The organism is Micromonospora sp. BL4 (assembly GCF_003667505.1).
Lineage (GTDB): Bacteria > Actinomycetota > Actinomycetes > Mycobacteriales > Micromonosporaceae > Micromonospora.
Genome location: NZ_RCVJ01000214.1, coordinates 1 through 13,356, shown reverse-complemented (window position 1 = coordinate 13,356; position 13,356 = coordinate 1). Strand labels below are relative to the sequence as shown.

12 protein-coding genes are annotated in these 13,356 nt (G+C 75.7%); 6 read left to right on the top strand and 6 right to left on the bottom strand.

Annotated features, from left to right (window positions below; translation table 11 throughout):
- From EAD89_RS27855 to EAD89_RS27840, 4 genes are all read right to left on the bottom strand, one after another.
- On the bottom strand, positions 1 to 2,663 hold a 2,663-nt coding region (locus EAD89_RS27855; protein WP_121677772.1), incomplete at its 3' end, for an error-prone DNA polymerase.
- A 201-nt stretch (positions 2,664 to 2,864) separates the two neighbouring features.
- Positions 2,865 to 4,427 carry a DNA polymerase Y family protein gene (locus tag EAD89_RS27850; RefSeq protein ID WP_121677771.1) on the bottom strand — a complete coding sequence of 521 codons (1,563 nt, stop codon included), beginning with the start codon at positions 4,425 to 4,427 and terminating at the stop codon, positions 2,865 to 2,867.
- Entirely contained in the window at positions 4,424 to 5,170 is a 747-nt protein-coding gene (locus EAD89_RS27845; protein WP_121655872.1) for a hypothetical protein, read from the bottom strand. Before EAD89_RS27845 ends, EAD89_RS27850 begins: the two co-directional genes overlap by 4 nt.
- A 100-nt stretch (positions 5,171 to 5,270) precedes the next feature.
- Entirely contained in the window at positions 5,271 to 5,720 is a 450-nt protein-coding gene (locus tag EAD89_RS27840; protein WP_121655873.1) for an SAV_6107 family HEPN domain-containing protein, read from the bottom strand.
- A gap of 466 nt (positions 5,721 to 6,186) precedes the next feature.
- On the opposite strand from EAD89_RS27840, the gene EAD89_RS27835 reads away from it, so the two are divergent.
- From EAD89_RS27835 to EAD89_RS27810, 6 genes are all read left to right on the top strand, one after another.
- Complete coding sequence (locus tag EAD89_RS27835; protein WP_121677770.1) at positions 6,187 to 6,675, top strand: YbaK/EbsC family protein; 489 nt, start codon at positions 6,187 to 6,189, stop codon at positions 6,673 to 6,675.
- A gap of 65 nt (positions 6,676 to 6,740) precedes the next feature.
- On the top strand, positions 6,741 to 7,511 hold the full coding sequence (locus EAD89_RS27830; protein ID WP_121677773.1) for a monooxygenase: 771 nt from the start codon (positions 6,741 to 6,743) through the stop codon (positions 7,509 to 7,511).
- A complete protein-coding gene (locus EAD89_RS27825) occupies positions 7,508 to 8,059 on the top strand; it encodes a GNAT family N-acetyltransferase (protein ID WP_121655875.1) in 552 nt (183 codons plus the stop codon). Before EAD89_RS27830 ends, EAD89_RS27825 begins: the two co-directional genes overlap by 4 nt.
- The gene (locus EAD89_RS27820) at positions 8,056 to 8,898 is read left to right on the top strand and encodes a carotenoid biosynthesis protein (protein WP_121677769.1); all 843 of its coding nucleotides are present in this window, start codon (positions 8,056 to 8,058) and stop codon (positions 8,896 to 8,898) included. Before EAD89_RS27825 ends, EAD89_RS27820 begins: the two co-directional genes overlap by 4 nt.
- Positions 8,895 to 10,022, top strand: coding sequence for a glycosyltransferase family 2 protein (locus tag EAD89_RS27815; protein WP_121677768.1), 1,128 nt, complete (start codon positions 8,895 to 8,897; stop codon positions 10,020 to 10,022). Before EAD89_RS27820 ends, EAD89_RS27815 begins: the two co-directional genes overlap by 4 nt.
- Before the next feature lie 11 nt (positions 10,023 to 10,033).
- The gene (locus tag EAD89_RS27810; RefSeq protein ID WP_121677767.1) at positions 10,034 to 11,521 is read left to right on the top strand and encodes an NAD(P)/FAD-dependent oxidoreductase; all 1,488 of its coding nucleotides are present in this window, start codon (positions 10,034 to 10,036) and stop codon (positions 11,519 to 11,521) included.
- An 8-nt stretch (positions 11,522 to 11,529) separates the two neighbouring features.
- Here the strand turns inward: EAD89_RS27810 and EAD89_RS27805 are convergent, their stop codons facing one another.
- Both EAD89_RS27805 and metF read right to left on the bottom strand, forming a co-directional pair.
- Positions 11,530 to 12,219 (bottom strand): CDP-alcohol phosphatidyltransferase family protein, encoded by a 690-nt coding sequence (locus tag EAD89_RS27805; RefSeq protein ID WP_121677766.1) that lies wholly within the window; start codon positions 12,217 to 12,219, stop codon positions 11,530 to 11,532.
- 44 nt (positions 12,220 to 12,263) lie between these two features.
- Positions 12,264 to 13,181 (bottom strand): methylenetetrahydrofolate reductase [NAD(P)H], encoded by a 918-nt coding sequence (gene metF / locus EAD89_RS27800; RefSeq protein WP_121655880.1) that lies wholly within the window; start codon positions 13,179 to 13,181, stop codon positions 12,264 to 12,266.
- Positions 13,182 to 13,356: the final 175 nt, after the last annotated feature.

Genomic DNA, 13,356 nt, shown 5'->3' with positions numbered 1-13,356 from the left:
ACAGGCCCCCAGGCGTGCGGCGGCTCCCCCGGCCCGCTGCCCCACCGGGTGTCCGGGGTGGACTCCAGCACCGCCAGAGCCCCGCTGGCGTTGATGTCCGGGCGGCGTACCTCCACCCCGTGCCGGCGGGCGTCGTCCACCAGGGTCTGCGGGGAGTAGAAGCCCATCGGCTGGGCGTTCAGCAGCGCGGCCAGGAACGGCGCCGGGTGGTAACGCTTGAGCCAGGAGCTGGCGTAGACCAGGTAGGCGAAGCTCATCGCGTGGCTCTCCGGAAAGCCGTAGCTGGCGAACGCGGTGAGCTTTCGGTAGACATCGTCGGCCAGCTCGCCGGTGATGCCCCGCTCGGCCATGCCGGCGTAGAGCCGGTCGGCGATACGGGTCATCCGCTCGACCGACCGTTTGGCGCCCATCGCCCGGCGCAGCTGGTCGGCCTCGGCCGCGTCGAAGCCGGCCAGGTCGATGGCGAGCTGCATCAACTGCTCCTGGAACAGCGGCACGCCCAGGGTCTTCTCCAGCGCGTTGCGCATCAGTGGGTGCGCGAAGGTCACCGGCTCCAGGCCGTTCTTGCGCCGGATGAACGGGTGCACCGAGCCGCCCTGGATCGGGCCGGGCCGGATCAGCGCCACCTCGACCACCAGGTCGTAGAACTCGCGGGGCTTGAGCCGGGGCAGGGTGGCCATCTGGGCGCGGCTCTCCACCTGGAACACACCGACCGAGTCCGCCCGGCAGAGCATGTCGTAGACCTCCGGGTCGTCCAGCGTCATGTCACCGAGGTCGAGCCGGGACCCGATCATGTCGTAGCCGTAGTGCAGCGCGGAGAGCATGCCGAGGCCGAGCAGGTCGAACTTGACCAGACCGACCGCGGCGCAGTCGTCCTTGTCCCACTGGAGCACGGTGCGCCCGGGCATCCGCCCCCACTCCACCGGGCAGACCTCGATCACCGGCCGGTCGCAGATCACCATGCCGCCGGAGTGGATGCCCAGGTGCCGGGGGAACGTCTGCAACTCGTTGGCGTACTCCACCACCTGCTCGGGGATGTCCTCGACGTCGACCGTGGCGACCGAGCCCCACCGGTCGATCTGCTTGCTCCAGGCGTCCTGCTGGCCGGGTGAGAAGCCGAACGCCTTGGCCACGTCCCGCACCGCCGACCGGGGCCGGTAGGAGATGACGTTGGCGACCTGGGCGGCGTGCTCCCGGCCGTAGCGGGTGTAGACGTGCTGGATCACCTCCTCCCGGCGGTCGGACTCGATGTCCACGTCGATGTCCGGCGGGCCGTCCCGCTCCGGTGCGAGGAAGCGCTCGAAGAGCAGCCGGTGCCGGACGGCGTCCACGTTGGTGATCCGCAGCGCGTAGCAGACCGCCGAGTTGGCCGCCGAGCCCCGACCCTGGCAGTAGATGTCCTGCTTCCGGCAGAACGCGACGATGTCGTAGACCACCAGGAAGTAGCCCGGGAAGCCCAGCTCCTCGATCATGTTCAGCTCGTGGTCGAGCTGCGCGTACGCCGTCGGGTGCGCCTGCGGGGGGCCGTAGCGCTCCCGGGCGCCGTCGGCGGTCAGCTTGCGCAGCCAGCTCATCTCGGTGTGCCCCGGCGGCACCGGGTACGCCGGCAGCTGCGGCGCGACCAGTTGGAGGTCGAAGGCCAGCTCGGCGCCGAACTCGGCGGCCCGGGCCACCGCGCCCGGATACGCGGCGAACCGGGCCGCCATCTCCGCGCCGCTGCGCAGGTGGGCGGTGGCCGCCGCGGGCAGCCAGCCGTCGATCTCGTCCAGGCTGCGTCGGGCCCGGACGGCGGCGACCGTGGTGGCCAGCCGCCGCCGGCCGGGGCTGGCGTAGTGCACGTTGTTGCTGGCCACCGTCGGCAGCCCGGCCGCGGCGGCCAGGTCGGCGAGCGCGTCGTTGCGGTCGGCGTCGACGGGGTGGCCGTGGTCGGTCAGCTCCACCGCCACCGTCTCGGCGCCGAAGAGCGCGGTCAGCCGGTCCAGCTCACGGGCCGCCGCGTCCACCCCCTCGGTGAGCAGCGCCGCCGGCACGTGCCCCTTGCGGCAGCCGGTCAGCACCAGCACGTGGTCGCGCAGCTCGGCGGCGACCTCCTCCAGCTCCCCGTAGACCGGCCGGCCCTTCTCCCCGCCGCGCAGCTGGGCGCGGGCGATGGTGGTCGCCAGCCGGGCGTACCCCTCGTGGCCGTGCGCGAGCACCAGCAGGTGCGCGCCGTGCGGGTCGGGCTCGCCGTTCTGCGGCCCGGGCAGCCCGAGGGAGAGCTCCGCGCCGAAGATGGTCGGCAGGGCCAGCGCGCGGGCCGCCTCGGCGAAGCGGACCACCCCGTAGAAGCCGTCGTGGTCGGTGACGGCGAGTGCGGTCAGCCCCAGCCGGGCCGCCTCCTCCGCCAGCTCCTCCGGATGGCTGGCGCCGTCGAGGAAGCTGAAGTTGGTGTGCGCGTGCAGCTCCGCGTAGGGCACCACGCCGTCGGGGCGGGTCAGCTCCGGCGGCTGGTACTGCTCGCGCCGGCGGCTCCAGGCCGGGGAGTCCCCGCCGTCGGCGTCCACGGCGAGCGGATCCACCACGTGCAGGTGCCGATCGCCCCGGCTCCCCCGCTTGTCGTCGGCCCGCCCGGAGAGCACCCGCTCCAGATCCGACCAGGGCATCTTCGGGTTGTGGAAGCTCATCCGGCCGCCCCCACGGGTGGCCGGCGGGGCCCGACGGCCGGCTCCGGCGGCGAGAGGATCGGTGAGCGGTATACCTGAGAGTCATAAATATGCCGGACAGTCATATCGCTCGCCGGGGCAGCCGCCCCCGGCATGCGGCGGACCGACCGGTCGGGCACGCCAGCTCCGCGGCGAAACCGCCCCGGACCGGACAGGACCAGCTCAGTCATAGATCGCCTCCACCAGCCACTGCCCGGCCTCGACGGCGAGCAGCAGGGCGGTGCCGTCGGCCAGGCCGATCTGGAACCGGGCCCGGCGGTGGGCCTCCGCCGGCACCCACCAGCGCTCGTCCACCGGCCACGGCCCGGCCCAGCCGACGATCTCCGCCGGCCGGCCGGTGCCGATCTGCAGCCGTGCGGGTGGGGCGCTCACCGCCAACCGGGCGCTGACCACCACCGGCTCGCCGGCAGCGTCCTGCACGGTCGCCACGAGCGGGCTGGCCAGCACCACCGCCGGCGCGGGCGCGGGGAGCCGGCCGGGCCAGGGCGGGGCACCGGCGCGGGCAGGGAGCCGCTCGTCGCCCCACGGCACCAGTCGCACCTGGTCAGCCGGGGAACGCCCGCCACCGAGCACCGCGGTGACCACCGCCTCCGGGCCGAGGATGCCCTGCACCCGGCTCAACGCCCGGTGCGCCCGCTCCCGCTCCTCGCCGGCCTCCCCCCAGAGGCCGGACTGAAGGCCGGCCTGGGCGATCACCCCGTCCGGGACCAGCCGCAGCCGGATGATGCCGGCCGTCGGCCGGGCCGGGCGGGCGCCGGCCCGGCCGTTGCTGCCGGAGAGCCAACCGTCGAGCTGCCAGCGCACCCGGTCGGCGATGGCCGCTGCGGTGAGCAGGCCGTCGTGCCGCCACACGCGGTGCAGCTCCTGCCCGTGCGCGGTGACCGCCTCGATGCCGAGCCGGGTGCAGGCCAGCCCGTGCCCGGCCAGCCGGTCGTGCAGTTGCTCGGCCAGCGCGCGGGCGGCGAACGCCGCCGCGTCGACCCGGTCGATCGGCTCGTCGTGCTCGGCGGTCACCGTCAGGTCGGCCGGCGGCTGCCGGACGGCGAGCGGGCGATGGTCCCGTCCGGCGGCCAGCCGGTGGGCCAGCGCGCCGTCGAACCCGAACCGGGCCAGCACGTCGCCGGCCGGCAACGCGGCGAAGTCGCCGAGGGTCCGCACCCCCAGCCGGCGCAGCAGGTCGGCCAGCGCCGACCGGCCGAGCGCCTCGACCGGCAGCCCGGCCAGGAACTCCGGGGTTCCGCCCGGCGCCACCACCCGGCCGGCTCGGGCGGCCAGCCCTGCGGCGAAGACCCCGTCGGCGATGCCGACCTGGCTCTCCACCAGACACGACTGGGCGACGTGCTCGATGATCCGCTCGGCGGCCGCCTCCTCACCGCCGAGGTAACGGCTCGGGCCCCGGGCGGCCACCGCGCAGGCTCCGGGGCGGACCACCTCGACGCCGGCGACCAGCTCCTCCACCGCGGCGACCACCGGCTCGAACGCCCGGGCGTCCCGGCCGGGGTCGTACTCCACGACGGTGAGCTGTGGGCAGCGGCCCTGCGCCTCCCGCTTGCGCAACCCTCGGCGCACCCCCTCGGCGCGGGCCCGCTCGGAGCAGGCGACCACCCGGTTGGCGTGCAGCACAGCGACCGGGCCGGTGGCCGGCACCCCGTCGACGATCTCGGCGGCGAGCACCGGCCAGTCCGGGCACCACAGCAGCAGGGTCCGCACCGGCGAGCCGGTCACGCGGGACCGACCAGGGTGAGCGCGCCCTGGCGGACGGCGGGCGACACGGCCGGTCGGGCCACGGTCGACGGCACCGTACGAGGGATCACCCGGGTGAGCTCGTCACCGGGGAGCCAGACCTTGATCTCCTTGGGTCGGGCGGCCGCCCCGCGCCCGCGCGCCGAGACGGTGACCTCCCGGCGGCGCAGCCGGCCCCGGCCCGACCCGAGCCCTTCCCAGACCCCGCGGACCACCTGCAACGTCACGTCCGCGCCGTCCCACCGGCCGTACGGGACGAGCACACTGCCACGCTGCCGGGCCCGGGCGGCCAACCGGGTGGCGACCGAGGCGGAGACCGTGGCCGGCACGGCGGTGACCACGACGTCCACACCGTCGATCAGCGCGGCGACCACGGTGGCCCACTCGGGACCGGGGTTCGGCACCAGGGCCAGCCGGTCCAGGGCGATGCCCAACTCCGCGGCCGCGCCCGCGCCGAACGTCGGCACCCCGACCACGGCACACCACGAGCCGGCCCGGGACGCCTCGGCGAGCAGGGCCAGCACCAGCGAGGTGCCGCCGCTGCGCCGGGGTTGGCCGACGGCGACCGCGATGGTGCTGCCCCGGCGCAGGCCCCGGTTGGGCAGCAGGCCGGTCAGCTCGGGTGCCACCGGCAGCACCCGGTGACCGCCGACCGGGTCGGGTGCGCTCGCCGGGTGCACCAGATCGGCCAGTGCGGCGGAACCGACCACCATGCGGCCCGCCATTGGACCAACCCCCCGTCGTTGCTGTGGATCAGATCAGGACCGGCACGCCGGACACCGGCCGCCCGACTCCCCCCGCCGGGCGGCCGGTGTCACGGCGGGATCATGCGGCGAGGCCGTCCAGGGCCGGCTGGTGAGCCACGCCGAGCGCGGTCTCCACCACCGTGACGAACTGTTCGGCCGCACGGAGCAGGTCGTCGGCTTCCCGGGCGCTGACCACCCGGGGGATGCCGGCCTCGGCGGCGGCCCGCTTGCCGGCGCCCGCGGCGAAGAACCGGGCCCACTCGTCGAGCTCGGGGGCGACGGCGCAGAGCAGGACCCAGACGCTGGTGATCCGGTTGCGCCGGCTCGGCGCGGGTCGGGCACGGGCGGCGAGCAGTGCGGCCGCCGCGCGCAGCGCCGCCAGGTGGGCGGCCGCGTAGCGCAGGCCGTCGGGTCGGGTCTGGCCGGCTTCGGCCAACCCGAGCCGGGCCAACGTGAGGAGCTGGGCGGGGGTGCGGTGCGGCAGCACGTGCGCCGGCACCGTCGGTGCCTGAGCCGGGTTGGACGGCATGGGACTGTCTCCTCCACGTGGCCGGGGCGTCGCCCTCGGCGCGCTGGTGCCGCCGGTGGGATGCCGAGGTCGGGTGGTGCGGAGGAAGACGCACCGGGTGTGGCCGGCCGGGTGTGGATGCTTCCCCACACCACACCCGGCCGGCGTACCGGCGGGTTCGTCGCCCGCCGCCCGGGGGTCGTGGGCGGCGGGCGACGCTCCTGCCTGTCGGGACCGGGCTCGCGACTGCCCGGAAACCCAGGTGCGGCCCGCGGAGCCGCACCGGCCAGAGCTGGCGCCGCGAAACACCGCGCTCCGGCTGGTTGGAACGGGCGTTCGAGGCAATCGAACACTCGTTCTAACTGCTGCTGACAGTACACCTCCCCTCCGACGAAAATGCAACGTGTGGCGCGCCGCCATCCGCGAACTGGCCGGCTGCGGCGTGGCCGGCTGAACCCGCCGCCGGCGGACCGGGAAGAATGGCGGGATGCAGCCACACCCGAACGTACGGGCGGTGCAGGACGCGCTGGACGGCTCCGGCGCGCTCGACGGCGCCGGCCAGCCCAGCACGGTCCGCCTGCTGCCCGACGCGGTGCACACCGCCGCGGCGGCCGCCGAGGCGCTCGGCGTCCAGGTCGGCCAGATCGCCAACTCGCTCATCTTCGACGCGGACGACGCGCCGCTGCTCGTGCTCACCTCCGGCGCGCACCGGGTGGACACCGCCGGCCTGGCCGCGTCGATCGGGGTCACCCGGCTGCGCCGGGCCACCCCCGAGTTCGTCCGGACGCACACCGGGCAGCCGATCGGCGGGGTCGCCCCGCTCGGGCACCCACGACCGCTGCGCACCCTGGTGGACACCGCGCTGGCGGCGTACCCGGAGATCTGGGCCGCGGGCGGCGTACCGCAGGCGGTCTTCCCGACCACCTACGCCGAGCTGCTGCGGGTCACCGCCGGCACCCCGGCCGAGGTGGCGTGAGCGAGCGGAGCGAGCGAACCAGCGGGCACAGCAGCGATGCGCTCGCGCCGCCGCGAAGCGGTGGCGTGAGCGAGCGGAGCGAGCGAACCAGCGGGCACCGCAGCGCCGTTCCGGACCTGGTCACCCTGCACGTGTGGCGGACCTCCCGCGGCGCGCTGCCCCGGGCGCTGATCCGGATGGCGGTGGACCCGGGCCGGCTGCGCGCCCTGCCGGGCGTCCGGTTCGGCAAGCTGCTGGGCACCGGGACGGGCACCAGCTTCGGGCCGGGTGACGCCGACCTGACCCGGTGGGCGGCGCTGACCGTCTGGGACTCGCCCGAAGCGGCGGCCGGCTTCGACGACTCGCCGGTCGGCAGTGCCTGGGCGCGGATCGCCCGCGCTCACGCCCGGGTCGACCTGCGGCCGCTGAGCAGCCGGGGCGAATGGTCCGGTCAGCGGCCGTTCGGCGAGCCGCCGGGCGGCCGGGTCACCGGCCCGGTGCTGGCGCTGACCAGGGCCCGGCTGCGGGCCCGTCGGGCGGCCACCTTCTGGCGGGCGGTCCCCCCGGTGGCCGCCGCCCTGCGCGACGCGCCGGGGCTGCTGGCCCGGTTCGGTGTCGGCGAGGCGCCGCTGGGTTGGCAGGGCACGGTGAGCGTGTGGCGTGATCCGGCGGACCTGGTGGCGTTCGCGTACCGTCACCCGGAGCACCGGGCGGCGATCATGCGAACCCCCACCGCGGGCTGGTACGCCGAGGAGCTGTTCGCACGGTTCGAGGTGCGCGGGGTGGTCGGCGACCGGACGGTGCTCGGATGGGTCGCCGACGGCGACCCGGGAACGGCGAAGGGTGAACGGGCATGAGGTTGGTGCGCTGGACGCCGGACGATCTCGTCCGACGGCTGGACGACGTGGTGGCCGTCTACGGCGAGGCGATGGGATACCGCACCGATCTGCTGGAGGCCCGGCGCGGCTACATCGCCACCCACGTCCGCCGGCCCGGGTTCCGGGCCGTGGCCAGCCTGACCAGCGAGGGTCACCTCGCCGGCTTCGGCTACGGCTACCTGGGCGGCCCCGGGCAGTGGTGGCACGACCAGGTGCACCGGGCGCTGGACGCCCCGACCCGGCAGCGCTGGCTCACCCACTGCTTCGAGGTGGTCGAGCTGCACGTCCGGCCGCCGGCGCAGGGGCACGGCCTGGGCGCCGGCCAGCTGCGTGCCCTGCTCACCATGGCCGAGGGCGCCACCACGCTGCTGTCCACCCCGGAGGCCGACGAGCAGACCTCGCGGGCCTGGCGGCTGTACCGGCGGTTCGGCTTCGTCGACGTCCTGCGCGACTTCCACTTCCCCGGCGACGAGCGGCCGTTCGGCGTGCTCGGCCGGGATCTGCCCCTCGAGCGCCCGGCGTCATGACCCGGCGGGGGATCTCCTGGACGCTGCTCGCCGTCCTGGTGCTCGCCCAGATCTGCTACCCGCTGACCGCCGGCGCCACCCGGGCCGGGCTCACCGTGGCCACCGTCGTGCTCGGCTGGCTTCTCTCGGTCGGCCACGCGCTGCTCAGCCGAGGGCCCCGGGCGGCGGCGGCGCTGGTCGCCGTGGCCACCGGTGGCGGGTTCGCGATCGAGGCGATCGGGGTGGCCACCGGTGTGCCGTTCGGCAGCTACGACTACTCCGGCGAGCTCGGCCCGAAGCTGGCCGGGGTGCCACTGATCATCCCCCTGGCCTGGACCTGGATGGCCTGGCCGGCGTGGCTGGCGGCGGTCCGGCTGACCGGCGGCAGCATCGGCTCGCCGGCCCTGCGGCGGGTACGCCGCATCGCGCTGGCCACGCTGGGGCTGGCCACCTGGGACCTCTTCCTCGATCCGCAGATGGTGGCCGAGGGGTACTGGGTCTGGCGGAACGCCACCCCGGCGCTGCCCGGCCTGCCCGGCATCCCGGTCAGCAACTACCTGGGCTGGCTGCTCTTCGCGGTGCTGCTGATGAGCGCGCTGCGCCCGCTGGCCGGCCCGGACGCCGACCGCACCGACCACCGGGATCACCCGATGATCGCGCTCTACCTGTGGACGTACTTCTCCAGCATCCTGGCCCACGCGGTCTTCCTCGACCTGCCCGCCTCGGCGCTCTGGGGCGCGGCCGGCATGTCGGTGACCGCCGTGCCGTTGGCGGTGATCCTGCTGCGCTCCCGCGGGGCCTCCGACGCCCACCGGGAGGGTCACCTGCCGCAGCGTCCCGGCGTCGACGCGACCCGATGATCGTCCTGTTCGCCCTGCTGCTCGCCGTCGCCGCGCTGACCGGCCACACCTGGGTCAACGCCTCGCGCTGGCTGCGCCGGCCCACCGACCGACCGGACGAGGTGGGCGAGCCGGTGGCCGTGCTGCTGCCGCTACGGGACGAGGCCGCCCGGGTCACGCCCTGCCTGCGCGCCCTGCTCGCCCAGCGCGGCGTGCCCGGGCTACGCGTCGTGGTCCTCGACGACGGGTCCACCGACGGCACCGCCGACGTGGTCCGCGCGGTGGCCGGCGACGACCCCCGGGTCACCCTGCTCACCGGGGTCGCCCCGCCGCCGGGCTGGCTGGGCAAGCCGCACGCCTGCTGGCAGCTGGCCACCCGGGCCGACCCGGCGGCCACCGCGCTGGTCTTCGTCGACGCCGACGTGGTGCTCGCCCCGCACGCCGTGGCGGCGGCCGTCACCGAGCTGCGCGCCGCGCGGGCGACGCTGCTGTCGCCGTACCCCCGGATCGTGGTGGCGACGGCGGCCGACCGGCTGGTGCAGCCGCTGTTGCAGTGGCTCTGGCTGACCTTCCTGCCGCTGCGCGCGATGGAGCGCTCGCCGCGACCGTCGCTGGCCGCGGCGGGCGGGCAGTTCCTGGTGCTGGACCGGGCCGGCTACACCGCCGCCGGCGGGCACGCCGCGGTCGCCGACAAGATCCTGGAGGACGTCGAGCTGGCCCGGGCGGTCAAGCGGGCCGGTGGGCGGATCGCCCTGGCCGACGGCTCCCGGCTGGCCACGTGTCGGATGTACGACGACTGGCCGCAGCTGCGCGACGGGTACTCGAAGTCGCTGTGGGCGTCGTTCGGGCGCCCCGGCTCGGCGGCCGCCGTGGTGGCGTCGCTGCTGCTGCTCTACACCGCCCCGCCGCTGGTCGCGGTGGTGGCCCTGGCGGCCGGCGCGCCGGGGGTGGCCGCCGTGGGCCTGGCCGGTTACCTGCTCGGGGTGGCCGGGCGGGTGCTCACCGCCCGGGCGACCGGCGGCCGGTGGTGGCCCGACGCGCTCGCACACCCCGTGTCGGTCGTGGTCCTCGGTTGGCTGACGCTGCGGTCGTACCATCTGCGAAAGCGGCGCCGCCTGACCTGGCGGGGCCGCCCGGTCAGCTAGGAGGGCGCGGCATGGCGCGGATCGTGGTCGTCGGCGCCGGGGTGGGTGGCCTCGCCACCGCCGCCCGGCTGGCCGCCACCGGGCACCAGGTGACCGTCCTGGAGCGGGCCGACACGGTCGGCGGCAAGCTGGGGCGGTACGTGCACGACACCCCGGCCGGGTCGTTCCACTTCGACACCGGGCCGAGCCTGCTCACCCTGCCCGAGGTCTTCCACGACCTGTTCGAGGCGACCGGGGCGAAGCTCGACGAGTACCTGGACCTGGCCCCGCTGGACCCGATCGTCCGGCACGTCTTTCCCGGCGGTGGCCCGGCGCTGGACTCCTGCGCCGATCCGGTGGAGTTCGCCGCCCGGATCGGGGCCGCCTTCGGTGACCGGGCGGCGGCCGACTGGCAACGGCTGTGGCGCCGGGCCGCGCGGGTGTGGCACGCCTCCTCGCGGGACATCCTGCGCCGTACCGTCGACTCCCCCCGCGACCTCGCGTCACTGGCCTGGCGGGTCGGCGACCTGGCCGCCATCGCCCCCGGCCGCACCCTGCGCGGGCTGGGCCGCCGGCACCTGTCCGACCCTCGACTGCGGATGCTGCTGGACCGGTACGCCACCTACACCGGCGCCGACCCGCGCCGGGCGCCGGCGGCCCTGGTGGCGGTCCCGTACGCCGAGCTGACCTTCGGCGGCTGGTACCTGCGCGGGGGGCTGGGCACGCTCGCCGACGCGCTGCTGACGCGCTGCCTGGACCTCGGCGTGGTCGTGCAGACCGGCGCCACGGTGACCCGGATCGACGCCGCCGGCGGCCGGGTGCACGGGGTACGCCTCGCCGGCGTCACCGCCCCGGTGCCCGCCGATGTGGTGGTGGCCAACGTGGACGCGCTCACCGTCTACCGCGACCTGCTGCCGCACGCGCGCCGGCTGGCCGGGTTGGCCGACCGCAGCCTGGCCGGTTTCGTGCTACTGCTCGGCGTCTCCGGCAGCACCGGGCTGGCGCACCACAACGTCTTCTTTCCGCGCGACTACGACGCGGAGTTCGACGCGGTCTTCGGCGACCCGGGGCGCGGCGTACGGGCCCGGCCGGCAGCCGACCCGACGGTGTTCGTCACCGTGGCCGACGACCCGGCGGCCCGCCCGGACGGGCACGAGGCGTGGTTCGTGCTGGTCAACGCCGCCCGGCAGGGCACGGCTGGTGGCGCGGTCGACTGGCGACGCCCGGGGCTGGCCGACGCGTACGCCGAACGGATCCTGGCGGTCCTGGCGGAGCGTGGCGTGGACGTCCGCGACCGGCTGCTGTTCCGCGAGGTCCGTACCCCGGCCGACCTGGACGCGGCGACCGGCGCGCCGGGTGGCTCGATCTACGGCACCGCCGGTGGGCTGCTCCGCCCGGCCAACCGGGGTCCGGCGCACGGGCTGTGGCTGGTGGGCGGCTCCAGCCACCCCGGCGGCGGGCTGCCGATGGTGACCCTCTCCGCGCAGATCGTCGCCGACGAGATCGGCCCGGCCTGGTAGGCGCGGGGTCAGTCGGCGTCGAGCAGCGCGCGGCGGACGGTGGAGAGCAGCTGCCCCAGACCGAAGCCGGCCAGCAGCACCCACACCGCGGTCGCCATGGTGATGGTGCCGGCGGCCAGGTCCGGCTCGATCAGCCCGGCCAGCCCGGCGACCAGCAGCCCGGCCAGCGCCACCGAGACCCGGGTGGGGCGTTCACCCACGGTCACCGCGCCGATCTCGCGCATGCCGGCGGAGACCGCCCGGGCCCGGGTGTACTCGTGCAGCCAGGACAGCGCGCCGCCCGCGACCACCAGCGCGCCCGGCGCGCCGACCAGCCAGAACGCCAGCAGCCATGCCACCTCTCCGAGCCGGTCGGCCACGGAGTCGTAGACGTAGCCGAGCCGGGTGGTGCGGCCGGTGGCCACCGCCACCGCCCCGTCCACGCTGTCCGCCACGGCGGCGAGCAGCACGAACAGCGCGCCGAGGAACGGACCGTCCGCCTGCCGGGTCACCAGCAGCGGTACGCAGAAGCAGAGCAGCACCCCGGCCACGGTGACCGCCGTGGGGCTGACCCGCAGCCGGCCCAGCACGTACCCGACGTGGTACGCGAGCCGCAGCCAGGCGCGCACCACCGGCGCGGCCGTGCGGGGGTCGAACCCGCCGTGCAGCCGCGCCCACGCCGTGGCGTACTGGTCCCAGTTCAGCTGTGTGCCCACCACGGATCAACCGTCGTGCCGGGCGTCAGGTGTCGCGTGCCCTGCGATCACATCCGCGCGCCGACCTTGAGGTTCTGCCAGACCTCGCGGGTCGCGGTGGACCGGTTGAGGGTGATGAAGTGGATTCCCGGGACGCCCTCGTCCAGCAGCCGACGGGACATCTCGCTGGCCTGTTCGATGCCGAGCAGGCGGACCGCCTCCGGGTCGTCGGCGACCCGCTCGAAGCGCGCCGCGAGCGCCGGCGGGAAGGGCGCCCCGGACAGCTGCACGGACCGCTCGATGGTGCTGATCTGGGTCACCGGCATCACTCCGGCGAGGATCGGGGTGTCGCAGCCGGCGGCCGCCACCCGGTCACGCAGCCGCAGGTAGTCGTCGGCCTCGAAGAACATCTGTGTGATCGCGAACTCGGCGCCGGCCCGGCACTTGCGGACGAAGTGCGCGGTGTCGCTGGCCACGTCGGGTGAGCGGGGGTGCTTGTACGGGAAGGCCGCCACGCCCACGCTGAAGTCACCGGCGTCCCGCACGAGGCGTACCAGGTCCTCGGCGTAGTCCACGCCCTGGGGGTGGCGGACCCACTCGCCGCCGGGGTTGCCCGGCGGGTCGCCGCGCACCGCCAGCACGTTGCGCACCCCCACCCCGGCGAGCCGGCCGATCACGTGCCGCAGCTCGGCGACGGAGTGGTTGACCGCCGTCAGGTGGGCCATCGGCAGCAGCGTGGTGTCGGTGGCGATCCGCTCGGTGACCGACACGGTGGTGTCCCGGGTCGAGCCGCCCGCGCCGTAGGTGATCGACACGAACGACGGGCGCAGCGACTCCAGCTCGCGGATCGCCTGCCAGAGCAGCCGCTCCCCCGCCTCGGTCTTGGGCGGGAAGAACTCGAACGAGAAGGTCGGCTGACGGTCACGGATGAGCTCCCCGATCGCCGGCTGCGGATTGGGGAGTACCGAGGGAAGACCGAGCGCCACGACCCGACTCTAGCGGGCGGCGGCGGCACGCCCCAGGCGCTTCCCACGGCGTCCCACGGATCGACGGATCCGCGGGCGCGACCGATCATCGGCGCCGCCCCGCGCGCCCCGGGCCGGTGGGCGGAAAGCCGTCGTACCCACGGGGTAGTAATGGGTGGCGCGGGAGGGTCGGCGG

Coding starts and splice junctions, on each gene's coding strand:
- EAD89_RS27845 (WP_121655872.1), bottom strand. CDS start 5,170: ATGGCGGGCCGCATGGTGGTCGGTTCCGCCGCACTGGCCGATCTGGTG.
- EAD89_RS27840 (WP_121655873.1), bottom strand. CDS start 5,720: ATGCCGTCCAACCCGGCTCAGGCACCGACGGTGCCGGCGCACGTGCTG.
- EAD89_RS27835 (WP_121677770.1), top strand. CDS start 6,187: ATGCAGCCACACCCGAACGTACGGGCGGTGCAGGACGCGCTGGACGGC.
- EAD89_RS27825 (WP_121655875.1), top strand. CDS start 7,508: ATGAGGTTGGTGCGCTGGACGCCGGACGATCTCGTCCGACGGCTGGAC.
- EAD89_RS27820 (WP_121677769.1), top strand. CDS start 8,056: ATGACCCGGCGGGGGATCTCCTGGACGCTGCTCGCCGTCCTGGTGCTC.
- EAD89_RS27815 (WP_121677768.1), top strand. CDS start 8,895: ATGATCGTCCTGTTCGCCCTGCTGCTCGCCGTCGCCGCGCTGACCGGC.
- EAD89_RS27810 (WP_121677767.1), top strand. CDS start 10,034: ATGGCGCGGATCGTGGTCGTCGGCGCCGGGGTGGGTGGCCTCGCCACC.